Origin of the sequence: Thermococcus sp. LS1, assembly GCF_012027395.1 — an archaeon.
GTDB lineage: Archaea > Methanobacteriota_B > Thermococci > Thermococcales > Thermococcaceae > Thermococcus.
Map to the genome: position 1 here is coordinate 62,893 of NZ_SNUJ01000005.1, position 23,460 is coordinate 86,352.

The 23,460-nt window shown below is 50.7% G+C and carries 27 protein-coding genes; 17 read left to right on the plus strand and 10 right to left on the minus strand.

Features of this window, described 5'->3' with window-relative positions; genetic code table 11:
- The first annotated feature begins 3 nt into the window (after nt 1-3).
- Complete coding sequence (locus E3E26_RS10500) at nt 4-528, plus strand: GNAT family N-acetyltransferase (RefSeq protein WP_167901257.1); 525 nt, start codon at nt 4-6, stop codon at nt 526-528.
- Between the two features lie 11 nt (nt 529-539).
- On the opposite strand, the gene E3E26_RS10505 is transcribed toward E3E26_RS10500, so the two are convergent.
- The 6 genes from E3E26_RS10505 to E3E26_RS10530 all read right to left on the minus strand — a co-directional run bounded on the left by E3E26_RS10505 (nt 540) and on the right by E3E26_RS10530 (nt 4,625).
- Nucleotides 540-1,232: an ABC transporter ATP-binding protein gene (locus E3E26_RS10505; protein WP_206204408.1), complete on the minus strand. Its 693-nt coding sequence runs from the start codon at nt 1,230-1,232 to the stop codon at nt 540-542.
- On the minus strand, nt 1,229-1,666 hold the full coding sequence (locus tag E3E26_RS10510; protein WP_167901258.1) for a hypothetical protein: 438 nt from the start codon (nt 1,664-1,666) through the stop codon (nt 1,229-1,231). Before E3E26_RS10510 ends, E3E26_RS10505 begins: the two co-directional genes overlap by 4 nt.
- The gene (locus E3E26_RS10515; RefSeq protein WP_167901259.1) at nt 1,663-2,406 is read right to left on the minus strand and encodes an ABC transporter permease; all 744 of its coding nucleotides are present in this window, start codon (nt 2,404-2,406) and stop codon (nt 1,663-1,665) included. Before E3E26_RS10515 ends, E3E26_RS10510 begins: the two co-directional genes overlap by 4 nt.
- On the minus strand, nt 2,403-3,485 hold the full coding sequence (locus E3E26_RS10520; RefSeq protein WP_167901299.1) for a hypothetical protein: 1,083 nt from the start codon (nt 3,483-3,485) through the stop codon (nt 2,403-2,405). The genes E3E26_RS10515 and E3E26_RS10520 overlap by 4 nt, the downstream gene beginning before the upstream one ends.
- A gap of 78 nt (nt 3,486-3,563) precedes the next feature.
- Entirely contained in the window at nt 3,564-3,944 is a 381-nt protein-coding gene (locus E3E26_RS10525) for a hypothetical protein (RefSeq protein ID WP_167901260.1), read from the minus strand.
- Nucleotides 3,945-4,100: 156 nt separating this feature from the next.
- The gene (locus E3E26_RS10530; protein ID WP_167901261.1) at nt 4,101-4,625 is read right to left on the minus strand and encodes a ferritin family protein; all 525 of its coding nucleotides are present in this window, start codon (nt 4,623-4,625) and stop codon (nt 4,101-4,103) included.
- A gap of 393 nt (nt 4,626-5,018) precedes the next feature.
- Between E3E26_RS10530 and E3E26_RS10535 the strand changes: the two genes are divergently transcribed.
- From E3E26_RS10535 to E3E26_RS10600, 14 genes are all read left to right on the plus strand, one after another.
- Nucleotides 5,019-5,909 (plus strand): ATP phosphoribosyltransferase regulatory subunit, encoded by an 891-nt coding sequence (locus E3E26_RS10535; protein WP_167901262.1) that lies wholly within the window; start codon nt 5,019-5,021, stop codon nt 5,907-5,909.
- Entirely contained in the window at nt 5,906-6,523 is a 618-nt protein-coding gene (gene hisG / locus E3E26_RS10540) for an ATP phosphoribosyltransferase (protein WP_167901263.1), read from the plus strand. The genes E3E26_RS10535 and hisG overlap by 4 nt, the downstream gene beginning before the upstream one ends.
- Nucleotides 6,513-7,646 carry a histidinol dehydrogenase gene (hisD, locus tag E3E26_RS10545; RefSeq protein ID WP_167901264.1) on the plus strand — a complete coding sequence of 378 codons (1,134 nt, stop codon included), beginning with the start codon at nt 6,513-6,515 and terminating at the stop codon, nt 7,644-7,646. Before hisG ends, hisD begins: the two co-directional genes overlap by 11 nt.
- Nucleotides 7,643-8,176, plus strand: coding sequence for an imidazoleglycerol-phosphate dehydratase HisB (hisB, locus tag E3E26_RS10550; protein WP_167901265.1), 534 nt, complete (start codon nt 7,643-7,645; stop codon nt 8,174-8,176). Before hisD ends, hisB begins: the two co-directional genes overlap by 4 nt.
- Complete coding sequence (gene hisH, locus E3E26_RS10555; RefSeq protein ID WP_167901266.1) at nt 8,173-8,760, plus strand: imidazole glycerol phosphate synthase subunit HisH; 588 nt, start codon at nt 8,173-8,175, stop codon at nt 8,758-8,760. Before hisB ends, hisH begins: the two co-directional genes overlap by 4 nt.
- A gap of 1 nt (nt 8,761) precedes the next feature.
- Nucleotides 8,762-9,451 carry a 1-(5-phosphoribosyl)-5-((5-phosphoribosylamino)methylideneamino)imidazole-4-carboxamide isomerase gene (gene hisA, locus E3E26_RS10560; RefSeq protein WP_167901267.1) on the plus strand — a complete coding sequence of 230 codons (690 nt, stop codon included), beginning with the start codon at nt 8,762-8,764 and terminating at the stop codon, nt 9,449-9,451.
- Nucleotides 9,445-10,203 carry an imidazole glycerol phosphate synthase subunit HisF gene (gene hisF / locus E3E26_RS10565; RefSeq protein ID WP_167901268.1) on the plus strand — a complete coding sequence of 253 codons (759 nt, stop codon included), beginning with the start codon at nt 9,445-9,447 and terminating at the stop codon, nt 10,201-10,203. The genes hisA and hisF overlap by 7 nt, the downstream gene beginning before the upstream one ends.
- Before the next feature lie 9 nt (nt 10,204-10,212).
- Complete coding sequence (gene hisIE / locus E3E26_RS10570) at nt 10,213-10,839, plus strand: bifunctional phosphoribosyl-AMP cyclohydrolase/phosphoribosyl-ATP diphosphatase HisIE (RefSeq protein WP_167901269.1); 627 nt, start codon at nt 10,213-10,215, stop codon at nt 10,837-10,839.
- Nucleotides 10,836-11,843: a histidinol-phosphate transaminase gene (hisC, locus tag E3E26_RS10575; RefSeq protein WP_167901270.1), complete on the plus strand. Its 1,008-nt coding sequence runs from the start codon at nt 10,836-10,838 to the stop codon at nt 11,841-11,843. Before hisIE ends, hisC begins: the two co-directional genes overlap by 4 nt.
- Complete coding sequence (locus E3E26_RS10580; RefSeq protein ID WP_167901271.1) at nt 11,840-12,562, plus strand: HAD family hydrolase; 723 nt, start codon at nt 11,840-11,842, stop codon at nt 12,560-12,562. The genes hisC and E3E26_RS10580 overlap by 4 nt, the downstream gene beginning before the upstream one ends.
- Nucleotides 12,563-12,567: 5 nt before the next feature.
- The gene (gene proC / locus E3E26_RS10585; protein ID WP_167901272.1) at nt 12,568-13,356 is read left to right on the plus strand and encodes a pyrroline-5-carboxylate reductase; all 789 of its coding nucleotides are present in this window, start codon (nt 12,568-12,570) and stop codon (nt 13,354-13,356) included.
- Nucleotides 13,357-13,556: 200 nt separating this feature from the next.
- Nucleotides 13,557-14,261 carry an ATPase domain-containing protein gene (locus E3E26_RS10590; protein WP_167901273.1) on the plus strand — a complete coding sequence of 235 codons (705 nt, stop codon included), beginning with the start codon at nt 13,557-13,559 and terminating at the stop codon, nt 14,259-14,261.
- A gap of 6 nt (nt 14,262-14,267) precedes the next feature.
- Nucleotides 14,268-14,870, plus strand: a complete 603-nt coding sequence (locus tag E3E26_RS10595) for a hypothetical protein (protein ID WP_167901274.1) — start codon at nt 14,268-14,270, stop codon at nt 14,868-14,870.
- Nucleotides 14,871-15,213: 343 nt separating this feature from the next.
- Nucleotides 15,214-16,212 (plus strand): TIGR01177 family methyltransferase, encoded by a 999-nt coding sequence (locus E3E26_RS10600; protein WP_167901275.1) that lies wholly within the window; start codon nt 15,214-15,216, stop codon nt 16,210-16,212.
- A gap of 3 nt (nt 16,213-16,215) precedes the next feature.
- On the opposite strand, the gene E3E26_RS10605 is transcribed toward E3E26_RS10600, so the two are convergent.
- The 4 genes from E3E26_RS10605 to E3E26_RS10620 all read right to left on the minus strand — a co-directional run bounded on the left by E3E26_RS10605 (nt 16,216) and on the right by E3E26_RS10620 (nt 20,743).
- Nucleotides 16,216-16,860, minus strand: a complete 645-nt coding sequence (locus E3E26_RS10605; RefSeq protein ID WP_167901276.1) for an alanyl-tRNA editing protein — start codon at nt 16,858-16,860, stop codon at nt 16,216-16,218.
- Between the two features lie 61 nt (nt 16,861-16,921).
- Nucleotides 16,922-18,385 (minus strand): exodeoxyribonuclease VII small subunit, encoded by a 1,464-nt coding sequence (locus E3E26_RS10610; protein ID WP_167901277.1) that lies wholly within the window; start codon nt 18,383-18,385, stop codon nt 16,922-16,924.
- A 124-nt stretch (nt 18,386-18,509) separates the two neighbouring features.
- On the minus strand, nt 18,510-19,784 hold the full coding sequence (locus tag E3E26_RS10615) for a dicarboxylate/amino acid:cation symporter (protein WP_167901278.1): 1,275 nt from the start codon (nt 19,782-19,784) through the stop codon (nt 18,510-18,512).
- 224 nt (nt 19,785-20,008) lie between these two features.
- A complete protein-coding gene (locus E3E26_RS10620; protein WP_167901279.1) occupies nt 20,009-20,743 on the minus strand; it encodes a biotin--[acetyl-CoA-carboxylase] ligase in 735 nt (244 codons plus the stop codon).
- Between the two features lie 97 nt (nt 20,744-20,840).
- Here E3E26_RS10620 and fba point away from each other — a divergent pair, with 97 nt between their 5' ends.
- Together fba and E3E26_RS10630 are read left to right on the plus strand one after the other, a co-directional pair.
- Entirely contained in the window at nt 20,841-21,686 is an 846-nt protein-coding gene (fba, locus tag E3E26_RS10625; RefSeq protein ID WP_167901300.1) for a class I fructose-bisphosphate aldolase, read from the plus strand.
- 126 nt (nt 21,687-21,812) lie between these two features.
- Nucleotides 21,813-23,460 (plus strand): pyruvate/oxaloacetate carboxyltransferase (locus E3E26_RS10630; RefSeq protein ID WP_206204409.1); only part of this gene is annotated, 1,648 nt, incomplete at its 3' end.

The following is a 23,460-nucleotide window of genomic DNA, read 5'->3' on the forward strand; positions in this document are numbered from 1 at the left end:
AAAGTGAGGATTGAAAGGGTTGAAATTCCCATCAGGCTGAAAGATGAGCTGGTAAAGTTCGTCTTCAGGGTTTACCAGGGCACGAATGGAGCTTATCCAGCGCTCGAATGGGTCGAAAACAAGCCGAGTATTGACGATTTCGAGGGCTTCAGGAAGGTTTACGAGCCTTTCCTTGAGTTCCGTCTTGGGAAAGAGTTCGACGAGCTATACGTTCTGAAGGAAGGTGGAAAGATAATAGGCACCCTCGCCCTCGTCTACAACCTGGAGGGCAAGGACGTCTGGTGGGTGCCAGAGGAGATTAAGAGCGAGAGAACGGGCCTCATAGAGTTCTTCATGGTTGATCCTGCCTACAAAGGTAAGGGCTACGGCTCAAAGCTCCTAGAGTTCGCCATAACTCGCCTGGCCGAGCTAGGAAAAGATGCCTACGTGATAACCTTCCCGAACCTTGAGGCCTACGGCTACTATCTCAGGAAGGGCTTCGAGAAGGTGATAGACTACAAGGAGTTCGTGGTGTTGAGAAAAACATAGGGCAGAGAGCGCTAGGTAGCTCCCGGAGGCCTGAACATATCCTCAATATCATTGCGAATTTTCTTGAACGGTCCTTCCAGGTACACCTTCCCGCCGCTTATGACCACTGCGTAATCCGCCAGTCCTTCAAAAGGCCCCCATATGTGGCTTATGAGGATGAAGCTCCTGCCTTTGCCTTTCCACTTCCTGATGATGCCCACGATTTCGACAACGCTCTCGAAGTCTACATTGGCCAGCGGCTCGTCCAGAAACACCACATCGGGCTCTCCCACGAAGGCCTGCGCGAGGCTCAGTCTCTTCAGCATTCCCGAGGAGTAGCCATCTATCCGTCTGTCGAGGGCGTCCTCGATGCCGAAGAGCTTGGCGGCCTTTTCTGCATCCTCTGGATCCGTACCCCTGCTCCTCGCTATGAATTCCAGCCATTCCCGTCCCGTAGTCAGCTTCGGGAATCTTCCGGGGTCAAAGGCTACGCCAACGCTTTTCCTTGCCTCCGGATGCCTCCAGGGATCCTTTCCGAGGAGCTTCACAGTTCCTTTCGTTGGCTTGTAGAGGCCTAGTGAGACCTTCATGAAGGTGCTCTTCCCACCACCATTGGGTCCGAGAATGAGCGTCAGGCCTTCAGGTATATCCACTGTAACCCCTCGAAGAGCCCTTATCGGTCCGAAGTACTTATGGAGGTTCTTCGCTTCGATTATCGTGCTCATCTTCTGACACCCCCGATGAGCGTCAGTGCCAGAAGGCCGCCGAAGGCCGCCGAGGCCCATAGGTGAGTCGACTTCTGCTTTCCAGGGAAGCCTACGTCAACGGGCGTTATCGTTACCGTGATGCCTTGACTGGAGTTCCCGCTGAACTCATAGAAGCCGGGGTGGGGAAACACCAGCGAGAACGCCCCGTTGCCCTTCACTTCTCCGGTGAATATCGTCTCCCCTGTCTGGACGTCCTTTATTCTGAACTCCCCGGTTCCAACGGCGTAGAGCTTCACCGACGCCATGGAGGATATGTAGACAGCGCTTGCTTCTCTCTCGGCGACGAAGGCCGTTTTGTAGTGAACGTCGCTCGGCTTAAGGTTCGACTGCAGACCCAGGCTGACCAGCGAGACGAGCATGAGGGTAAGGAGGAGCGCCCGGAAGAGCCTCATCTCACGTCCCTCCAGTTCCCGATGACCAGGTAGAGGGCAAAGAGCACCAGCGCCGGGAGGAGGGTCATCTTCATGAAGGCCCATGAGAATACCGGGTCCGACCACACAGAAATCGTCGCGGATTTGTAGTCTATCAGGGCATTCCGCCACGGCACCGGCCCGTACCACGTCGTTCCCAAAAACACGGGGAGGTAAAGGGCTATGAAGCCCCCGAAGATGGAGATGTAAGTGTTTGGTGATGCTATGGCTATCAGGGCCGCGACTGAAGTCATGAAGAGCAGCACCGCGAAATAGAAGAACGCCATTGGAACGGTGTAGATTCCAAGGACGCTGATCACCGCATCGGGAGTGGCCGCGAAGTGGATGGCAAAGACGAGGAGATACACGGCAAAGACGAAGAGGAAGAGGGTGATAAAGGCTGCCAGAAACTTGGCGAGGAGGATTTTGGCCCTCGAAACCGGGAGGGAGTACACAGAGAGAGCAACGCCCTCGTCCCTCTCCAGCCTCACTGCGAGGGTTATTATGAAGGGTACGAGGAGGGCCAGCAGCAGGTACACGTCGCCGGTAAAGGCCTCCCTGAAAACCGAACCGAGTACCTCCACCCCGTAAGGCCTCCCATGAGAGCTGACACTCCAGACGAGGTAGTACCTCTTCATCACGGTTCCAACGAGAACGGCCCCAGCCGAGGCCAAGGCCAGACTTAAAGGTGAGCGGAGCTCCCAGCAGAGAACCTCTTTCAACTCCTCCACCTCCGGAGGAAGAGCGCGACTAAAACTACAGTGACACCCACGAGGGCCAAGACGGCAGTTTTCGAGGGGCCCTCCTCGGGAAGCTCCGCGGGCTTTGTGAAGTCTATGTTGGTCTCGGCTAAGACGAGGCCAAAGGGCGGCATCTTGTTGCTCTTCTGGATTTCATCTCTGTATTTCATTTGAAGGTATGTATCTGCTATAGATGTCCCAGATACTCCCATAATTTCCCACAGTGGACTGAAGGGCATGAAAAGTGATATTGCAAGGCCGCTTGATCCATCATAGAAGAAAAGATCCTTTCCGGAGAGCCCAATATCACTAACACTTATCATATTAGTTTGAGCCATATAGATCGGAGCGTTGAAGTCGCCATAATATGTGAGTATAGTGGAATTTATTTCCCGAACATCTTCAATTTTCAGACCTGAAAGTATCTCAAGCCCGGTCATGTTGGCCGGGTTTTCGGCCCAGAGGAAGTTCTTTCCCACGGGACTCCCGTTGACATAGATATCGCCCGTCTTCAGGTCGAGCTCAAAGGTTCCGCTCCGAGTAAAGTTTTCAGGTATGTATGACTCATTGAATAAGTGGCCTCTTCCTTCCGCTATTCCCAAAGCGGCCCTATAACGCTCCGTCTGCTCCATGTAGCTGTCTTCACATACCGTGACGTTTATTGTTTCAGACTCCACCGTTATGCACCCCCCGCCGGTGAAGTTGTATCTCTCTTGGTACCCTTGGAGCAACTCCCTGGCGATGTCTTCATCCAAAACATCCCACTTTTTCCTTGTGCAGCTGAATCCTTGAAGCAGAACCCCCATCTGTGCCTTATCGTCGGTGACCTTGAGGACGCGCCACGTGAACTCAATTTGGTGACAGTAAAAGACAATTGCCTCACGGTCTGAAATCTTAATTTTTATCAAATCCATTCCTTCTGGTTCTTTTGAGATATATTTTGCATAAATCCCTTCCTTGAACCAGTAGGGAGTTGCATTAACTAGCAGGATTGACCCTTGGAAAGAGAGGATAACTATGACAATTAATATAATAATAGTTTTTTTGTTGATCCTAATCATCAACACCCCCTAGTTTGTGATGATTTAGTCTAACAAGAAATAAAAAATTGTAAAGTGACCACACAATATATCATCATATCATCCAGGAACCCAAGAAATTTCAGCATAGATTATACGTACATCATAGCACCATCCCTTTGTAGAAATCTGGGCTGAGAACCAGGCTTTATGAAGTGTACTGACAGTAAATGGATCAAAACTGTACGTATATACTTGGCAAATTCCAGAGTCCCCAGCTCCTCCGTATACATTATACAGGAGGCCAGGGTTACTTTGACTTGCATATCCACTTATCCATGTATATAAGTCCCCTTGGGGTATTGAAAAGCTTCCAGTATCCCGTACTAGAGGATCCGAAATCACTTGCGGCTCAACATCGCTGAGGTTAGTTGCTACCACGGCAGTCGTTACAAAAATCAAAACTCCCAAAAGGAACAAGGCCACCACTTTCCTTGGCATCGCCCCTCACCAAACGGAGTTTGCACTTAATGTTGCATCTCAATCGTTTATTAGCCTTTCGGTGTTAGAGAGTTCAATAAAACAACTCAGATAACTATAAAAATCAAACTCGATATGCAAATCAAACTAAACACCGAGTAAAGTAAAGAAGAGGAGTCAAAAGTTGAAGTTGATGTCCTTCATGAGCTGATCGTAGAACTCCTCCTTGTATAGCTCGGGGTAGCGCATTATGTAGTCGTACTGCTTCCTGAGGATGTTGTAGTGGTTCCTCTCCATATCGGCGAGCATCTCAAGGATGAGCCGGGTCTTCTCGGTGGCAGCGTAGCCTGCGAGCTCCTTGTAGAGCTTCTCGCTGACGAGTTCAGCCTGCATAGCTATCTCGTAAATCTCATCGATGTTGGCATCGGGCTTCTTGATGACTTCGGCCATCTTCTCGGCTATGACCTTGAACTCGGCCATAACATCGATCTCTATCTTCTTCGGCTCAGTCCTCTCGCCCTCGAACTTCTCGGCCATCTTCTCGATTATCTCGCGGTGCTTGTCTTCCTCCTTCGCCAGGAAGAGAATTTCGTCTCTTATAATGTCGCTTTTAATTACAGAAGCGAGTTTTTCATAGGCTTCCTTGGCCCTAATCTCAGAGTTTATGGCAATCTCAAAAACCTCTTTGTCGGTTATCTCCATGCAAAATCACCATATCTACCTAGCTTTCAAGTCTATTAACATTTTCGGAAGACTCGTAGGCGGTCATTTTTGGATATATCTGCCAGGTTCTTCGCGCAGTTTTCAGATATTATGACAAAATTTTTGTATATTACCAACATTTTTGACAAAAGATTCTCGGATAAGCTTTTAAATATTCCAACAAACACCTCATCCACAGCGGAGGGATTAAAAATGAAGGCCAGAAAACTGCCCAAAAACTTGAGAACTATATACTCCCAGCTGAGCTACTTCAGCGTATCCGCTTTTCTGGTGAGCTACTGCCATCATCATTGACTGTTCTAGAGCATTTAGCTTGGTTAGGCGCTATTTAGCAGGGGATATTTTCATCCAAAAGCTCTTGGAGGGGTTATTGTGAAGAAGGATTTGTTTTCCGAATCAGAGAGGCTAGCGGATATTACAAAATATTTAAGGCGGACATTTGAGCTTTGGGGTTACAGAGAGATATTTTTGCCGACGATAGAAGAGTTCAGCGAGGAGCTGAGAAAAGGAACAAAATTTGCGTACAACAACGGATTTTATGTAATAAAGCCAGACCTGACATCTCAGATACTTGCAAACCTCAAAGAGCCCAGGAAACTTAAGCTCTACTATATCAGCGAAGTGTTGGACGGAGGGATTAGAGGGAAGTGGCAGGCTGGAGTTGAGTTCATCGGCGGAGAAGACATCAAAATGCAGGTCGAGGTTCTTTTAACTGTTATAACTTCCCTCGAGGCGCTCGGCATTGAGGACTTTTACATCGACATCGGCAGCCTAAAAGTCTGGGAAAGTGCCGTTGAAGGAGTTGAAGAATTTAGGGCAGAGATCTTCAGAGCCCTGACGAGGAGAAACTTCGAAATTATCGAGAGATTGCCCATAAGTGAAGAAAAAAAGGAGGAGCTCTGGCAGCTGTTCAACTTTAGAGGAAAGAGCTGCGGATATGAAAAGCTCAACAAAATTATCGAGGCCCTTGACGACAGGAGGGTCTTCATAGATTTCGGCACGATAAGACCCCTGCCCTACTATAGCGACGTAATCTTTGAGGTCTATTCTCCAAAGATTGGCAAGCCCTTGGGCGGCGGAGGCGAGTATGTCTTCAAGGGTACAAAAGCCTTTGGATTCGCCTTTGACTTAAATGCACTCTCAAAGCTCTTTGACGGCAAAATAGAGAAGAGCAGAAAGAGAATCAGAGGGGAGCTGAAGGAAGTGTACAGGCTTGCAAAGGAGCTTGTTAAGCTCGGCATTCCAGTGGAGGTGGAAGAATGAGGTTTGTCCTGCCCAAAGGAAGATTGTTCAAGGGTTCGCTTGAAATCCTCAGAAAAGCAGGCATTGAGCTTAAACCACCAGAGACCCGGGAACTGATAGTGAGAAACGGCAGGTATGAGCTTCTCCTTGCGAGGGCTTTTGATGTGCCCGTGTATGTAGAGCACGGCATAGATGTCGGCATAGCAGGAAGCGATGTCGTGGAGGAGAGGGGAAGCGACGTCCTCGTTCCTCTCGAGCTGCCTTTTGGGAAGTGCCGCTTGAGCCTGGCGATGCCCAAAGAGAATGCGGTCAGCGTTGAAGAGATGGACGGGTTCAGGATAGCCACCAAATATCCAAACCTCGCGAGGAAGTTTTTCGAGAGGAATGGAGTTGAAGTTGAAGTGATAAAGCTCCACGGGAGCATTGAGCTCGCTCCAAAAATCGGGATTGCGGATGCCATCGTTGACATAGTTGAGACGGGGAATACGTTGAGGGCTAACGGCTTAGTTGAGGTGGAGAAGATTATGGACGTTTCGGCTTTGCTCTTGGTGAACAGAATCTCCCAGAAGACGAAGTTTGACGAAATTAACGAGCTCGTTTTAAAAATTAAGGAGGTTGTTAGAGATGGATTTTGAGCTGGAAAGCTACGTGGCTGGAATTTTGAAGGATATAAGGGAGAGGGGCATCGAAGCGGTGAAGGAATACTCAAAGAAGTTCGACGGCTACGAGGGCGAATTTCTGGTAGGCGAGGAGGAGTTCGAAGAAGCTGAGAGGCTGATTCCAGAAAAAGACAAGGAGATCATCAAGCGTACAATAGAAAGAATCCGCTTTTACCACGAGAAGCAGCTTGAGAACGATAAGCTCTACATAAAGAACGCCTCGCTTTACGGCATAATCTACAAGCCAATTAGGAGGATAGGAATCTACGTCCCGGGAGGAAAGCCTCTGCCCTCGACGCTCATGATGGTCGGGGTTCCAGCAAAGATAGCGGGCGTTAAGGAGATAGCGGTTACAATACCACCCAAAAATGGCAAAGTTAACCCCTACGTCCTCTACGTGGCAAAGCTCCTCGGCATTAAAGAGGTCTACAAGCTCGGCGGGATTCAGGCGATTGGAGCAATGGCTTACGGCATTGGAATGAAGAAAGTGGACAAAATCTTTGGTCCGGGCAACAAGTTCGTGAACGAGGCAAAGAGGCAGGTTTTCGGTGTTGTGGGAATTGACAGCTTGGCTGGACCGTCGGAGATAGCAGTTATAGCCGATGAGAGCGCGAACAAAGAATACGTCCTCTACGACTTACTCTCCCAGCTTGAGCACGGAAAGGACAGCAAGGCCTGGCTCCTGACGACTTCAAGAGAGCTGGCAGAGTACTGCAGCAGGGACGGAATCGAGGTCGTTCTCTGTGAGAGCCTTGAGGAATGCGCCGAAAAGGCTAACGAGATAGCTCCAGAGCACCTGGAGATAATCACCGAGAACCCGATGGGACTGGTTGACCTCATAGACAACGCGGGAGCGATATACCTCGGGGAGTACACGCCAGTGCCAGCGGCTGACTACTTCCTCGGCGTCAATCACGTCCTTCCGACAGGAGGAGCAGCGAAGTTCAGCGGAGTTTTGACAGTTATGGACTTCATGAAGAGGATTAGCTTGGCCTACGTCAGCAGAGAGGAGTTCTTGGCGGAGAGATATCTAGGAATTCGCCTGGCTGAAATTGAAGGACTTGAGATGCACAAAAGGAGCATGGAGGTTAGAAAATGAGGCGCAAAACGAAAGAGACTGACATAACTGTGGAGATTGGCGTTGAGGGAGGCATAGAGACGGGAGATAGGGTGTTCGACCACCTCCTCACCGCTTTATTCTTTTACATGGAGCAGAATGTCAGCATCAGGGCGAGCTACGATTTGAGGCACCACCTATGGGAAGACCTGGGTATAGTCCTCGGAGAGGAGCTTAGGGAGAAAATTATGGGCAAAAAGATAGCGCGCTTCGGAAATGCCGTAATGCCTATGGACGATGCACTGGTTCTGGTCGCCGTGGACATCTCAAGGCCCTACCTAAACCTTGAGCTTGACGTGAAGGAGAGCGAAGAGGGCTTCGAGGTTACGCTCGTCAGGGAGTTCCTCTGGGCGCTGGCGAGGACGCTGAATGCAACAATCCACGTGAAGCAGCTGGCTGGAATAAACGCCCACCACATAATCGAAGCGACCTTTAAGGGACTCGGCATTGCTCTAAGACAGGCTTTGAGAGAAAGTGAGCGTTTGGAGAGCACAAAGGGGGTGCTGTGGTGATTGCAATAGTTGATCTCGGCATAGGCAACTTGGCCAACGTGAGGAAAGCCCTCGGAGGGGTAATTACGAGCGACCCATATGAAATAGAAAAAGCTGAGAAAATAGTCCTGCCAGGGGTTGGAAACTTTGGCGCTGTGATGGAGAAGCTTGAGCCTTTGAGGGGAGTTATCTTGGATGCTATAAACGACGGGAAGCCGTTCCTTGGGATATGTCTTGGACTTCAATTGCTGTTTGAGTGGAGTGAAGAAAGCAATGGTAAGGGCCTAGGTGTCTTCGAGGGTAACGTTGTGAGGTTTAGGGGAGTCAGAACGCCGCACATAGGCTGGAACCAGGTGTGGCAGAAAAAAGAATGCAAGCTCTTTGATGGCATAAAGGACGGAGCTTACTTCTACTTTGTCCACTCCTACTACGCCCAGCCAGCGGACGAGGGCATAATCGCCGGAGTTACCGATTACAAGTCCAAGGGGGACGAGGTCGTCTTTACCTCGGCAGTCTGCAGGGACAACGTCTTCGCGGTGCAGTTCCACCCTGAAAAGTCGAGCAGAAACGGGTTGAGACTTTTAGCAAACTTCAGGAGGTTGTGAGATGAGAATTTATCCAGCCATTGACCTCATGGGTGGAAAAGCCGTGCGCCTCTACAAGGGGCAGAAGGAGAAAGTGAAGGTCTACGGTGATCCTGTGGGGATAGCAAGCAGATTTGCGGAGCTCGTTGATAAAATCCACGTCGTGGACTTAGACGGAGCTTTCACAGGGAAGCCACAGAACCTTGACGTTGTGAAGGAGATAATAGAGGAAACAGGGCTTAAAGTCCAGGTCGGAGGGGGCTTCCGCTCCTATGAGAGCATAGCAAAAGCATACGAAATCGGCGCCGAGAACGTCATAATCGGCACGAAGGCCTTCGACCTCGAGTTCCTGGAGAGGATAACCGGCGACTTCGGCGGGATAACAGTCAGCCTCGATGCAAGGGGCGGGAAGATAGCGGTTAAGGGATGGCTCGAGGAGAGCTCGCTTAAGGTCGGGGAAGCCTACGAGATGCTCAGGGAGTACGTGGACAGGTTCATCTACACATCAATCGAGAGGGACGGCACGCTGACGGGGATAGAAAGCATAGAGCGGTTTTGGAAGGATGAGGAGTTCATCTACGCCGGGGGAGTTTCGAGCGTGGATGATGTGCTCAAGCTGAGGGGGGTCGGCTTCTCTGGAGCCATAGTCGGAAAAGCCCTCTACGAGAGTGAGGTTAGCCTGAAAGAGCTTCTGGAGGTTCTGGAATGTTAGCCAAGAGGATTATAGCTGCTCTTGACATAAAAGATGGGAGAGTCGTCAAGGGAATAAAGTTCCAGAACATCAGAGATGCTGGCGACCCAATAGAGCTCGCCAGGAGATACGAGGAAGAAGGGATAGATGAGATCGTCTTCCTCGACATCACGGCATCGTTTGAGAAGAGGAAAATCCTGCTCGACCTCGTTAAGCGGATAGCGGAGGAAATATACGTCCCCTTCACCGTCGGAGGGGGGATAAAGAGCGTCGAAGAGATAAGAGAGATAATCAAAAGTGGAGCGGATAAAGTTTTTCTCAACACTGCCGCAGTAAACAACCCTGAGCTCGTGAGGGAAGCGGCAGAAGTTGTCGGCTCTGCGAATTTAGTGATAGCGATTGATGCAAAGTGGAACGGGGAGTACTGGGAGGTTTACACCCACGGGGGAAGGAAGGCGAGGGGGATTAACGCAGTAGAGTGGGCCAAAGAAGTCGAGAGGCTTGGTGCCGGTGAGATACTGCTCACGAGCATGGACACCGATGGAACCCAGAAGGGCTTTGATATTCCCTTAACCAAAGCCATCGTTGAAGCAGTTGATATCCCAGTCATTGCCTCCGGCGGCGCTGGAAGTCCGGAGCACTTCTACGAAGCTTTCAAGATTGGAACAGAGGCTGCTTTGGCAGCTTCAATCTTCCACTACGGGAAATACACTGTCAGGGAGCTGAAGGAGTATTTGGCTGGGAAGGGCATACCCGTGAGGCTGGACTACTGAGGTGGTAGCATGGAGGAGCTGATTAAGAAGGTCAACTGGGAGAAGAACGGCGGAATCATTCCCGTAATCGTTCAGGACACGAGGGGAGAAGTTTTAACGCTGGCCTACATGAACAGGGAAGCATTGAGGAAAACGCTTGAAACGGGCTACGCCCACTACTATTCGCGCTCACAGGACAGAATTAGGATGAAGGGGGAAGTCAGCGGCAATGTTCAGAAGGTCAAGGAGATAAGGATAGACTGTGATAACGATGCCCTGCTTTTAATTGTTGAGCAGGTTGGTGCTGCATGCCACACGGGGAATTACTCATGCTTTTACAGAAAGTTAGGAGAGCCTGAGAGAATCGCCGGCGGAATAGACTACTCGCTCACAATCCTGAGAGAGCTTGAAGAGCTGATAAAGCAGAGAAAGGAGAAGCCCCTTGATGGCTCTTACACCTCAAAGCTCTTTGCTGAAGGGAAAGAGAAGATTTACAAGAAGTTCGGGGAGGAAGCCGTTGAGGTACTCGTCGCAGAGAACAAGGAGAGGATAATCTACGAGACCGCCGATATGCTCTACCACCTCTTGGTTCTCCTAGCATACAACGGCATAAGTTTGGGTGAGGTTATGACCGAGCTGAGGAGGCGCAGGAAATGAGGATTAGGCCTCTTGTTAAATCTTTCCAGCCCTATAAAGTTTTGGAGGGAGATTACAGGATATGGCTTGACAAGAACGAGAACCCCTTCGATTTACCGCCCGAGATAAAGGAGGAGATTTTTGAAGAGCTAAAGCGGGTTCCCTTCAACAGATACCCTCACATCACCGCCGACCCGCTGAGGGAAAGGATAGCAGAGTTTTTAGGGCTTGACAAAGAAAACATAATCGTCGGAAACGGGAGCGATGAGCTGATAAGCCTAATTTTGAAGCTCTTTGATGGGGATCACGTAGTCATAAGCTCCCCCACCTTCGGGATGTACGGCTTCTTTGCAAAGTTCGAAGGGATCGATTTAATTGACGTCCCATTAGATGAGAACTTCAGACTTCAGAACGTCGAGGAGTATGCAGAAAACGCCAGGGCACTCTTTATCTGCTCCCCAAACAACCCCACAGGCAACGCTCAAGATAGAGAAAAGATAATAAGCGTCCTTGAAACCGGTGCTCCGGTCGTTTTGGATGAAGCATACGCAGAGTTTGCAAAGGGCAGCAACGTGGACCTAATCAGCGAGTACGACAATTTAATAGTCCTGAGGACGTTCTCAAAGGCCTTCGGGCTTGCAGGGCTCAGGGTTGGCTATGCAGTCGGGAGTAAAGAGGTAATAGACTACCTCCACCGAATCAAACCGCCTTTTGCTCTGAACTCCATCTCAATGAAGATAGCGGAGCTCATGCTCGACCACTACGATCTAGTCAAACGGAACATCGGCTACATAATCAAGGAGCGTGAGAGGATCTATCGGGAGTTCAAGGACTACGCGTATCCGAGCGAGGCCAACTTCATCCTGATGAAGCTTAATGCCTATGAATTTTTACTTGAAAAAGGCATCGTGGTGAGAAAGCTCGGCGGGAGATTGGAGGGACACATAAGGGTTACCGTCGGCAAAAAGGAGGAGAACGACGAGCTGATTGGAGCGTTAAAGGAGTTCATGGAGGGGAGAGGATGAAGTGGATCATCTTCGACGTTGACGGCGTTCTGATTGATGTTCGTGAAAGCTACGACTTAGCCACAAAGCTCACGGTGGAGTACTTCCTCGGACTCTTCGAGATTAAGAAGAGAATCAAGCTAGACTGGATAAGGAAGCTTAGACGGAAGGGAGCTTTTGGTGATGACTTCAAGGTCAGCGAGGCGCTGATACTCTTTGCGATAGCCGGAGACGTTGAAGGGCTCATAGAGGAGTTTCCGGAGGGCGAAGGAATAAACTGGGTTCGCGAGAGGTTTGGGATTGGACTCTTCAACGGGAGCATTGAGCGGGTTTTTAACACATTTTACTTGGGTGAGCACTACCCGGGAAGGCTCTTCGACTTCGATGGCCTCTGGAAGAGAGAGAAGCCAATAGTAAGGGCGGAACTGCTCGAGATGGCCAAAAAGCGGTTCAAGCTCGGCGTTATAACGGGGAGAAGCGCCTTGGAGCTTGAGCTGGCGGAGAAGCTCATAGGCTTCCACTTCGAGAAGGCCGTGACGAGGGAGCTCTACGTGAAGCCCGATCCGAGGGCAATATGGCACCTCACCCGGGGTGAAGGGGGAGTTTACATAGGGGACACCGTGAACGACGAGCTCCTGGTTAGGAACTACCGGGAAAAATACGGGGCAGATTTCAAGGCCATCATAGTGGGAAGAGACGTTGAGGATGTAAACGAGGCAATGGAGACGCTGTTGGGGTGATTGGCTTGAGAATAGCCGTTATAGGTGCTGGGACAATAGGTGGGGCGGTCGCAAAAGCTTTGGCTGAGGCGGGCCATTCTGTAATCGCAACGCGCAGGAACACCGAAAAGGCCAGGTGGTTAGAGGAACACGGCGTCAGGGTCATCAGGAATAACGTCAAGGCCGCAGAATGGGCGGAGGTAGTTTTCATAGCAGTCAAGCCAAACAAAGTGGCGGGGATCCTCGAGGAAATTGAGAAAGCCATAAGGGGCAAGCTCGTGGTTTCACTGGCCGCTGGGATCCCCCTTAGAAGTCTCAAACGACTGGCGCCGAAAGCCAAGTTCGTGAGGGCAATGCCCAACATAGCCATTTTAGTCAAAGAGTCATTCACGGCCTATACGTCAGATGGACTAACCGATGAAGATATAAAAACTGTTGAAAGTCTTTTTAGTTCCTTCGGAAAATGTCTACAGGTCGAGGAAGAGCATATGGACGCCATAACTGGCCTAAGCGGTTCAGGACCGGCCTATGTTTCCGTGTTCTTGGAGGCCATGATTTATGGCGGGCTCAGGGTTGGCCTCTCAAGGGACGTTGCCAAGCTTGCTGCGGCACAGACTCTGCTTGGAACCGCAAAGCTTCTCTTAGAGAGCGAAAACCATCCTGCAGAGATCAGAGATATGGTAATAACGCCGGGAGGGACTACAATAGATGGTATCTTTGAGCTGGAGGAAGGAAAGATAAGAACGGCCATAATGAAAGCCGTTGACGCCGCGACAAAGAAGTCTAGGATACTCTCAGTAGAAATCAAAAAGTAGCAGACCCCCTACATAAAAATAAGGGTATCAAAGGTGACCGTTATCAAAGTCATCAAATAAAACAATAACTTCCACACCATAAGTGGGAGATATCAAAACAGAAAACGCATTTCCCGCAACCTAAATACTTTGCAATTAATAACTTATATATACAATCAGCGCATAGTTCTTCAATAGGTGAGTAGCTTTAGGTGGGTATTATGGGAAGGGTATCCACAGGGATAAAAGGCCTGGACAAGATGCTTGGAGGAGGACTAATCCCCGGGAGAACGTACCTGGTTAAAGGTGGCCCGGGAACGGGAAAAACCACTCTCACCATTCAATTCCTCACTGAAGGCGTGAAAAACGGTGAAAACGTCCTCTACGTGACACTTGAGGAGTCCCTTAAAACCTTAAAGGAGGATATGTCAAAGATGGGGTTTAACTTGGACGATCCTAAATTCGATGCAATAGATGCAACCCCTGTTACAGACATGACACACAACATCTTTGCTGGCACATTCTATGAGACGTTTGGAAAGAGTTTCGAAAAATTAATGAGCTCAATTCAAGACAAAGTTAAATCTAAACATTATTCAAGGGTGGCTATTGATCCTTTAACAATGCTGAAGCTCACAGTGAAAGACGAACTGGATTACAGGACAACGTTCATAGGTTTCCTGAAGTCACTATCCGAGCTTGGTGCCACTGTCATTTTAACTTCTGATTTAAAGACCAGTGATGTGGAGGAGTACCTGGTAAGTGGGGTCATAGAACTTAAGACCCTTGAAGTAAGCGGGCGGATACTAAGAGGGATTATAATCCGGAAATTCCGAGGAAGCTCCTTTGATGAACAAATTAGGCCCTACAAGATAACCACTGGTGGAATTAGGGTTTACAATAATGAAAACATCTTCGTTGAGTGACTGAAAATGAAAACGGGAATAAAAAAGCTCGATAAATTGCTGGGCGAAGTCCCTGAAGGCAGTATGATCCTAATAGAGACGGTAGGTACTTTGGGCGAGGAGATAGCGGTAAGTATGCTACAGACCAACAAGGAAAAAGCCGTTGCGTTCGTTACATCCCAGCTCAGGGAAGAGTTCGAGAAACGCTTTAATCTACGGGAAATAGAGATGGTAGTTCTTGGACGGGATATGTATCAGGAGGAACTTTATAAGATATCCTACATTCTCAGAAACGTCCCAGAAGGCTCAAGTGTGGGGTTCTTCCTTCTTCACCCACTCCTCGTTTTCCAGTCTTCGAGCATTGTGTTCAGACTGTTTTCAGAACTCGTTACGATAGTTCAAGAAAAGAAGGCAGTCATGGTAGTCCTCCTTGACAAAAGGCTCATCAACAGCAAAAGCCTAGCCGTGTTCGAGAACTATGCCACCCATGTTATAGATATTATTGAGGAAGTTGATGAATTCAAAATAACCCGCGGTCTCAGGATAAAGAAGTCTCCTGGAGGAGGAACAGATTTCTACGAGTTCGATATCATAAATGGAGAGGTCATTATAGGTAATCCGATTATATGAACCCACTCCGATGCACTTCACTCTCAGAACAGCAACGTTGGTGTTGGTGGTCTATACCGTCTGCCCTTTTTCATATCTGGATTTTCAAATAAATGGAAAAGGACTGGTGGCTCTATGGCCAAGGGCAGCAGTTTTTATATCCATTGAGTTTTCGGTTTGCTCTTAGACACGCACATAGAAGAGAACGTGCCCGCAGTACCCGGTATGGCTGAACTGTCACTCTACATAACCGACAGTTTCCTCCATGTTGGGAATGTAATCTTGCTTCTGCTCGCTATTATGAAGCCCATATCCCGGTAAAGTCCGGCGGCAAATTTTTAAAAGAAAGGATAAAGCGACCAATATGCTCTACCTAGAGATACTCGGAAACCTTCCAGAGATGGCCAGGGATGAAGTTAAGGCTATGCTCGAGCTCTCGGGCGGTGAAATAGCGGGTCAGGATTATCTGTTCCTCAAGCTCGACACCGATGAGAGGGCTTTTCCCTACCTGAACCGCCTCGGCCTGGCCCATGAGTATGGAGAGCTCTTAATCGAGGCCGACTCCCTAGAGGAACTCTTGGAAAAGGCCAAAGAAATTGAGTGGCCGATAAGCGGAACCTTCAAGGTGGACACAGAGACCATGGCCAACTGCAGGTATGACGTTACCGACCTTCCGAGGAAGCTGGGGGCGGTGATACACGGCAAAGGTTTCCGCGTGAACCTTTCGAAACCGGACACCCTTGTGAGGGTCTATTGCGGCGAAAAGCTCTACGCGGGGATAAGATACCGCTTCTTCGATCCCAAAGACTTCGAAAGGAGAAAGGCCCACCATAGGCCGTTCTTCCGGCCGATTTCACTCCACCCGCGGATTTCAAGGGCGCTGGTGAACCTGACGAAGGCAAGAGAGGAAGTCCTCGACCCCTTCATGGGTGCCGGCGGGATACTGATGGAGGCCGGCTTGATAGGCCTCAAGGTTTATGGTGTTGACATAAAACCCGAGATGGTTGAAGGGGCAAGGCTCAACCTCGAGCACTTTGGTGTTAAGGACTACGAACTCAGGCTCGGCGACGCGACAAAGCTGGAGGAGCTTTTCCCGGACAAGAAGTTTGAAGCCGTAGCAACGGACCCGCCCTACGGGACTTCGGCAACTCTTGCCGGAAGGGCGAGGGACGAGCTTTACAGGAAAGCCCTGAGGAGCATCTACAACGTCCTTGAAGACGGCGGCAGGCTGGCGATAGCGTTCCCCACGAGCTTCGATGGGGAAGCCGAGGCTGAGAAGATCGGCTTTAAGCTGGTCGGCAAGTACTACCAGCGCGTGCACAAGAGCCTGGAGAGGTATTTCTACGTTTTCAAAAAAGAATAAAGCTCAGTCCTCAAGCCAGATCTCAAGCCTCTGCTTGCCCTTTCCGAGGCTGGAGCGCTTGAGCCTCTTGAGGTGTCCTATCTCCTTTATGTCCTTCACGTGCGTCCCGCCGCAGGGAATGACCTCGAAGTCCCTTATCTGAGTGTAGCGCGTCTCCCCTTCCCACCAAATCTTCATTTCGCCACCTTCGTCGACGTATTTGTTGAACAGCTCTATGATCTTCTCCTTGTACTGGTTAACGTTTTCCGGATAGAGGATGTCGTACCTACCTTTCTCGGCGCTCATCCCGCTGCCGTAGAGCTCCCAGTTGCCTTCCCCAAGAACATCATTGAGGACGTGCTCGAGGAGGTGCATGGCCGAGTGGATGCGCATGAGCTTGTACCTGTAGTCCCAGTCTATTTTGAGCTCGACCTCGTCGCCGGGCTTGAACTTCTCTGGCTCAGCAACGGCGTGCCAGACGTTTCCAGCATCGTCCTTATAGACGTCCAGAACTTCGACGCCGTTTATCGTCCCCCTGTCGTGGGGCTGACCGCCGCCGGTAGGGTAGAAAATCGTCTGGTCAAGGAGGAGTGCACCCTCCATAATCTCAAGAACCTTCGCTTTTGCTTCCTTAAGGTAGGCGTCCTCATAGTAGAGCTTCCTCGTCATTCAGACCACCTTAGAAAAGTTGGAAAGCAGGTTTAAATGAATATCGAAAAGAAAGAAATGCTCAGCGCTTCTTCCAGATGAAGATGGCTAGACCTATAAGCACCAACGCACCAACGATGCCCGCTATCTGGACAGTGCTGAGGCCCTTCTTCTCCTCCGGCAGGGTGTACCTTACTGTGGCGGTCGTGTAGTTGGCGAGTAAGGCCTTAACATCCTCTGCTGGAGCACCGTAGCGAAGGAAGACGTTCGAGGTAATTTTTATCGTGTTACCCTGAACGACGGTAGTCAGGGTGAACCTGTTGCCGTTCAGGTCTTTGCTGATGTTCTCAGGAATCTCGAGGATCTTCGAGCCTTCCGGAAGGTTGATGGTTAGATAAAGGGTGTGGTTCACTTCGTATTCAACCCTGTCAGGTAGGCTGTTGGTTATTGCCATCGTCGGGTCAAAGGAATAGACGTAGGAGCCGTTCTCAAACTTGGTGAAGTTCCTGAGCATGTACTCGGCGTCGATGACGAGCGGAGCTTCGGTCTCGTTGAGACCGAGGATGGTCACTCTACCATGGTCAACAAGGGCGCCCTGATAGCCCAGGGCTATTGAGTAGGTTCTCAGGATGTACTCTGTGACGTTCTGAACACCGTAGGCGACTATCTCTGCCTTCCTCGCGACAACCTCGGAGAGAGGCTCAACGTACTCGTCCCTCATGTGAAGCCTGACGCTGCCGTTGGCGTAGACGTCAAGCGTAACGTACTCGTTCATAACACTCCTCTGATACTGCTCCTCGCCCTTATAGGGGGCCTTATAGCGAATGTAGGAGTCCTGATAATCTCCAAAGAGCGCCTGATAGCCCTCCGGCGGGAGGAAAGGCTCAAGGTAGATGTAGGACGTTATTATAACCGTGTCCCCATGAGCTTCGGCCGTTACAAAGAACCTGCTCTGGTTGTACTGCTTTGCGAAAGGCCTGGGATAGCTCAGAAGGGTCGCATTTTCAGGGAGCCTCACGATGAAGGTGTTGTTTATATCGATTGCAAAGGGGAGACCCGTGTCCGGGATGGCAAGAGTTGCATAGCCCCTCGTTGGGTCGACCTGAACCTCCCAATAATCACCGTAGGAATAGTATTTGGCGAAGTTGAGGGCTATGGCGTTGAAGACAATGGTAATGTTGTCGCCGCTCTCTATTCCATAGGATTTTATGCTCTCGTTGACGAGCTGCATGCCGGACTGGGTAAGGCCCTCAACGTACCTCTTGAGCTGTTCCTGTTCAAACTTTTTGATGGCCTCCTCAACGGTCATATTGCTCTGGTTGGTCTCGTTGAGTATCATCTCGATCTGCTTCGCGATTTCATCCTTCGGTTCAGTCCAGACAACCTTCATGGTTATGTTGGCGCTCCCGTTAGGGAAAACCTGAATTGTGAAGACGAAGTCTTGCTTGTAGGTCTTCGGCTGGAAATCCCCCGCAAGCCCGAAGTTCTGGCCGATGAGAGGGGTCAGCAGAATCGCGGCAAGAAGCACCGCCAGCACTCGCTTCATTACACATTACCTCCATTCTATCTGTGCTGGTAGTTAGCGCCACTTTGGAGTATTTAACTTTATCCCAGAGAGGCCAGAAGAGAGGGTCATCTAAAACTGGGAAAAAGTGAGAAGGGCAGAGAGTTCAGCTCGTCCACTTGGAAGAGTCCAGTTCTCCTTCCGTCTTGGCAACAATGGTCGTTCCTGCCAGGTCGCCGGTGACGTTTACCATCGTCCTGCCCATGTCAAGTATTGCGTCGATTCCGAGTATCATGGCATAGGCCAAAGCTACTGGACTTCCCTCAACGAGTTCGAGGCCGACGCTCTGGAGCACCATGGCCAGCATTATGGCTCCCGCACCCGGAACGCCAGCGGTTCCAATCGAGGCGAGTACAGCTGTGAGGATGACCACGAGCTGCTGCTCAAGCGTCAGCGGCTGGCCTATTGCGTTCGCAACGAAGAGCACCGTGACACCCTGGTAGAGCGCCGTTCCGTCCATGTTTATCGTTGCGCCAAGCGGCAGGGTGAAGGAAAATATGCCCTTGTCAACGCCCATCTCTTCCTCGGCAACGCGCATTGTAACTGGCAGCGTTCCACTGGAACTCCTGGTAACAAAAGCAGTAATCATAGCGTCCTTGGCCTTCTTAAGGAACTTAAACGGGTCGATGCCAAAGACCTTGAGCAGGACACCGTAGACCAAGAGTATCTGGAGGATGAGGCCAAGGTAAACCGCTACGACAACCTTAACGAGCGGTCCGGCGACGTTCGGGCCGAACTGGCCGATGACGTAGTAAATCAGAGCAAAGACACCTATTGGAGCGTACTGCATGACACCAGCGACTATCTTGTACATCGCCTCGGCGGCGGCATCCATAACTCTGAAGAGCGTCTCAGCTGAGCTTCTGATCCTTTCATCTTCACTGTTCATGAGGTAGCTGATAGCTATTCCAAAGACTATGGCGAAGAATATTGTGGGCAGAACCTGACCGCTCGAAAGTGCTGCGAAGGGGTTGGTCGGGACGATGTTGAGGAGCGTCTGGACGAGCGACGGAGCCTCTGCCTCTATAGCCTTTCCAGCGCCGGTTCCCAGGTCTATTCCGGTTCCAGGTTTGAAGATGTTGCCCATCAGCAGTCCAAAGAACACCGCAAAGGCTGAGGTGACCAGATAGTAAACGATTATCTTGACGCCCACCCTTCCGAGCCGCGCTGGGTTGATGCTGGCGGCGCCGACTATTAGCGAGAACAGTATTATCGGCATCACGAGCATCTTCAGCAGGCGTATGAAGAGGTCTCCGAGCGGCTTGAGCGTCGCTGAATACCCCGGAAGGAGCAGACCCAAAACAACACCTAAAATAAGGCCCGCGAGGATTTTATGTAAAACCGGAATTTCAAGATAGGTTTTCAGCAGCCCCTTCCCCACTGACTTCACCCCCTATCTTTGAGCGCCAAATGGCACTAATGTATTTCTAGGGGCATTATATTAATGTTTTGTTGTACAAAGTTGGCATTTTGTCAAAGGAATGTGTTATCATGAAGCCCATGGAAACACCTTGACGAACCAAGGGCCACAGCAACTCGCATCCGCTGATTTGGCAACACAATCCAAGGGCAGCACTCATATACGAATTCTTCCTCTCTCTGAACCTAAACGAAGCGCAGGGAAACGTCACCGTAAAGAACCCTCACCCTACCCCCCGAGGTCTCTAGGATGAGCGCCCCATCGTCGTCTATATCAACGGCTTTCCCTACAAGCTCGATCCCCTCTTCAATGACTTTAACTTCCCTGCCCAAGACAAGGCTCCTCTCCCTCACGGCGGAGATTATCTCCCCATATCTCCCCTCAAGGAAGACTGTGTACCAGCCATCAAGACGCTCAATTAGAACGCGCAGGACTTCGTCCAGCTCGGCCCTCCGGCCCAGAACGGCCTTCATGGAAGTTGCCATCCCCTTCAGCTCCTCCGGAATCTCGTTGTTCACGTTGAGGCCTATCCCGAGGATAACGAACTCCCCGATCCTCCCCTCAGTAAGAACTCCGCAGATTTTTCTCCCGTTTATCCAGACGTCGTTGGGCCATTTTATGCCCGCTTCAATTCCGAATTTCCAGAGAGTATCGACAACGGCCAGGGCTCCGATGAAGACGAGCTTGGGAAGGTGCTTGGGCTCAGCCTCAGGCTTCAGGATTACGCTCATCCAGAGGCCTCCCTCTGGGGAAGCCCAGGTGCGGCCTTTTCGCCCTTTTCCGGCGGTCTGTCTGTCCGCCACCACCACTGTTCCCTCTGGCTCGTTGAGAGCGATGAGCTTGGCGTACTCATTGGTTGAATCTACTTCAGGAAGGTGGACTATTTTACGGCCGATAAGTTTACTGCCCGGTCCTGGCATCAAACCACCGGCGGAACTTCTCATCCTGGACTTAAACAACTTTCCATCAAGGAAAACCTTAAATCCCCCAAACTATATATCACTCTCGGTGATTAGTATGGATGCATACCAGAGTGTTGGGATTAGGAGAAGACTGAAAAGGTTCTTCCGCAGAAACGGAAGGGCGCTCATATTTGCGATGGACCACGGCTTCGAGCACGGACCGACAGATTTTGAGGAGCACTGGGAGCACGTGAACCCGAAGATAATCATCAGAAAGGTTATGCGCGCCGGCGTTGACGGCGTCATGATGCTCCCCGGCCTCGCCAGGTTCGCCGGCGACGAAGTGAAGCCTGACAGAGGATTGATGATAAAGCTCACCAGCAAGACCAACCTCAGACCAAAAGATGAGCAGCTCCTCCAGAGCCAGCTCGGCTACGTTGAGGATGCCATCAAACTCGGCGCCGACGCCATAGCGGCGACTGTTTACTGGGGTAGCCCGCAGGAGGACGTTATGATGCGCCAGTTCGCCGAGATAGCGAGCTACGCCCACGACATGGGCTTCCCGGTTGTGCAGTTCGCCTATCCGCGCGGCCCGTACATCAACGAGAAGTACGGCAAAAAGGAGGACTACCGTGTTGTTATGTACGGCGCGAGGGCGGCCGTTGAGAGCGGTGCGGATATGATAAAGACCTACTGGACTGGCTCGAAGGAGACCTTTGCCAAGGTAGTCGATGCCGCAGCGGGAGTCCCAGTCCTTCTGAGCGGCGGCGCTAAGACGGAGAATCCAGTTGACTTCCTCAGGGTGGTTTACGACGTCATCGAAGCTGGAGGGGCCGGTGCCGTAGTTGGCAGAAACATCTTCCAGCGCGAGAATCCAGAGCCTCTCATCAAGGCCCTTATCAGGGTCATTCACCGCAATGAAGAGCCGGAAGAGGCTGCCAAGGCTGAGGGGCTTCTCTGAACCCCTTCTGCTCATTCTTTTCGACGTTTGTCGTGATATATCTCCTCTAACGTCGGAACTTTTTTAAGGCAACTAACGTTTAGGTGGGCATATACTAAGTGACCAACAAGAAGGCAGGTGATCACAATGGTGGAGATAGTAGATACCACATTTAGGGACGCACACCAATCGCTCATAGCAACGCGCCTCAGGACAGAGGACATGCTTGCCGTAGCTGAGAAGATGGATAGGATAGGCTTCTACTCCATGGAAGTCTGGGGAGGAGCAACCTTCGACGTCTGCATTCGCTACCTCAAGGAAGACCCCTGGGAGAGGCTCAAACTTTTGAGGGAGCACATAAGGAAGACGAAGCTCCAGATGCTGCTCAGAGGGCAGAATGTCGTTGGCTACCGCCATTACCCGGACGATGTCGTCGAGAAGTTCGTTGAGCTGGCCCACAAGAATGGCATCGACATTTTCAGGGTCTTTGACGCTCTGAACGATGTTAGGAACATGGAAGTTGCGATAAGGAAGGCCAAAGAAGTGGGTGCTGAGGTTCAGGGTGCCATAGCTTACACAACTGGACCAATCTTTACCCTTGAATATTACATGAAAAAGGTGGAGGAGCTCCTAAAGCTGGACGTCGATGTAATTACCATCAAGGACATGGCAGCCCTACTGACACCCGAGAAGGCCTACGAACTGGTGAGTGAGATAAAGGAAACCTACGGCATCCCAGTTAATGTTCACACCCACTCGACCACTGGAATGGCCGTCGCGACTTACCTGAAGGCTGTCGAGGCCGGGGCAGACTTCATTGACACAGCTATAAGCCCCCTCGCCTTTGGAACGGCCCAGCCTGGGATACAGACGATATGGCACGCGCTGCCTGAGGCAGTCGGCTCTCACCTCGACAGGGAACTGATCCATCAGGTCTCGCGCTACCTCAAAAAGCTGCTTGAAGAGAGGTACTACGGCCTGCTCCACAAGGAGACCCTCATGGTGAACCCATACGTCTTAAAGTACCAAGTTCCGGGGGGAATGTTCTCCAACCTCATAACCCAGCTCAAGGAAATGAAAGCTCTGGACAAGCTCGACGAAGTTCTCGAGGAGATTCCGCACGTGAGAGAAGATCTGGGATGGCCGCCACTGGTGACACCAACAAGCCAGATAGTCGGCACTCAAGCTGTTCTCAACGTCCTCTTCGGAAGATACGAGAGGATAACCAACGAGGTCAAGAACTACATCAAAGGCCTGTACGGAAGGCCTCCGGCAGAGATAAACCCCGAGCTAAGGACGAAGGTTCTTGGAGATGAAGAACCAATATCAGCGAGACCGGGTGAGCTTCTGGAGCCTGCATTAGAGAAGTGCAGGAAGGAGCTTGAGGAACTCGGCTATCTGGAGAAGGAAGAGGACGTTCTAACTTACTGCCTCTTCCCACAGGTTGCACTGGAGTTCTTCAAGGCCAGAAAGGAGGGAGTTAGAAAACCAGAAATCCCGAAGACTGCCCAGAAGTTTAAACTGTACATCGACGGTGTTGAGTTCGAGGTTGGCGTTGAAGGGGTTGACCTGAGCGCCCTCAAGTATCTGCCCCAGATAGCAAGTGCTGGTACTCCCGCCCCAGCAGTTCCGAGTGCTCCAAGCATCCCTGCTAGCGTCCCGACTCCGGCTCCCGCTCCTGTTCCGGCGCCAGCAGCGCCGACTCCAGCGCCAACAGGTGAGGGGGTTGTAACTGCTCCAATGCCGGGTAAAATTCTTAGAGTACTCGTTAAAGAAGGCGATCAAGTCAAAACCG

Bases quoted from the DNA above. Each gene is read 5' to 3' on its own strand.
- E3E26_RS10505 (WP_206204408.1), bottom strand. From the start codon at position 1,232: ATGAGCACGATAATCGAAGCGAAGAACCTCCATAAGTACTTCGGACCG.
- E3E26_RS10510 (WP_167901258.1), bottom strand. From the start codon at position 1,666: ATGAGGCTCTTCCGGGCGCTCCTCCTTACCCTCATGCTCGTCTCGCTG.
- E3E26_RS10520 (WP_167901299.1), bottom strand. From the start codon at position 3,485: ATGATTAGGATCAACAAAAAAACTATTATTATATTAATTGTCATAGTT.
- E3E26_RS10525 (WP_167901260.1), bottom strand. From the start codon at position 3,944: ATGCCAAGGAAAGTGGTGGCCTTGTTCCTTTTGGGAGTTTTGATTTTT.
- E3E26_RS10530 (WP_167901261.1), bottom strand. From the start codon at position 4,625: ATGGAGATAACCGACAAAGAGGTTTTTGAGATTGCCATAAACTCTGAG.
- hisG (WP_167901263.1), top strand. From the start codon at position 5,906: ATGAGGTTTGTCCTGCCCAAAGGAAGATTGTTCAAGGGTTCGCTTGAA.
- hisD (WP_167901264.1), top strand. From the start codon at position 6,513: ATGGATTTTGAGCTGGAAAGCTACGTGGCTGGAATTTTGAAGGATATA.
- hisB (WP_167901265.1), top strand. From the start codon at position 7,643: ATGAGGCGCAAAACGAAAGAGACTGACATAACTGTGGAGATTGGCGTT.
- hisA (WP_167901267.1), top strand. From the start codon at position 8,762: ATGAGAATTTATCCAGCCATTGACCTCATGGGTGGAAAAGCCGTGCGC.
- hisF (WP_167901268.1), top strand. From the start codon at position 9,445: ATGTTAGCCAAGAGGATTATAGCTGCTCTTGACATAAAAGATGGGAGA.
- hisIE (WP_167901269.1), top strand. From the start codon at position 10,213: ATGGAGGAGCTGATTAAGAAGGTCAACTGGGAGAAGAACGGCGGAATC.
- hisC (WP_167901270.1), top strand. From the start codon at position 10,836: ATGAGGATTAGGCCTCTTGTTAAATCTTTCCAGCCCTATAAAGTTTTG.
- E3E26_RS10580 (WP_167901271.1), top strand. From the start codon at position 11,840: ATGAAGTGGATCATCTTCGACGTTGACGGCGTTCTGATTGATGTTCGT.
- E3E26_RS10590 (WP_167901273.1), top strand. From the start codon at position 13,557: ATGGGAAGGGTATCCACAGGGATAAAAGGCCTGGACAAGATGCTTGGA.
- E3E26_RS10595 (WP_167901274.1), top strand. From the start codon at position 14,268: ATGAAAACGGGAATAAAAAAGCTCGATAAATTGCTGGGCGAAGTCCCT.
- E3E26_RS10600 (WP_167901275.1), top strand. From the start codon at position 15,214: ATGCTCTACCTAGAGATACTCGGAAACCTTCCAGAGATGGCCAGGGAT.
- E3E26_RS10605 (WP_167901276.1), bottom strand. From the start codon at position 16,860: ATGACGAGGAAGCTCTACTATGAGGACGCCTACCTTAAGGAAGCAAAA.
- E3E26_RS10610 (WP_167901277.1), bottom strand. From the start codon at position 18,385: ATGAAGCGAGTGCTGGCGGTGCTTCTTGCCGCGATTCTGCTGACCCCT.
- E3E26_RS10620 (WP_167901279.1), bottom strand. From the start codon at position 20,743: ATGCCAGGACCGGGCAGTAAACTTATCGGCCGTAAAATAGTCCACCTT.
- fba (WP_167901300.1), top strand. From the start codon at position 20,841: ATGGATGCATACCAGAGTGTTGGGATTAGGAGAAGACTGAAAAGGTTC.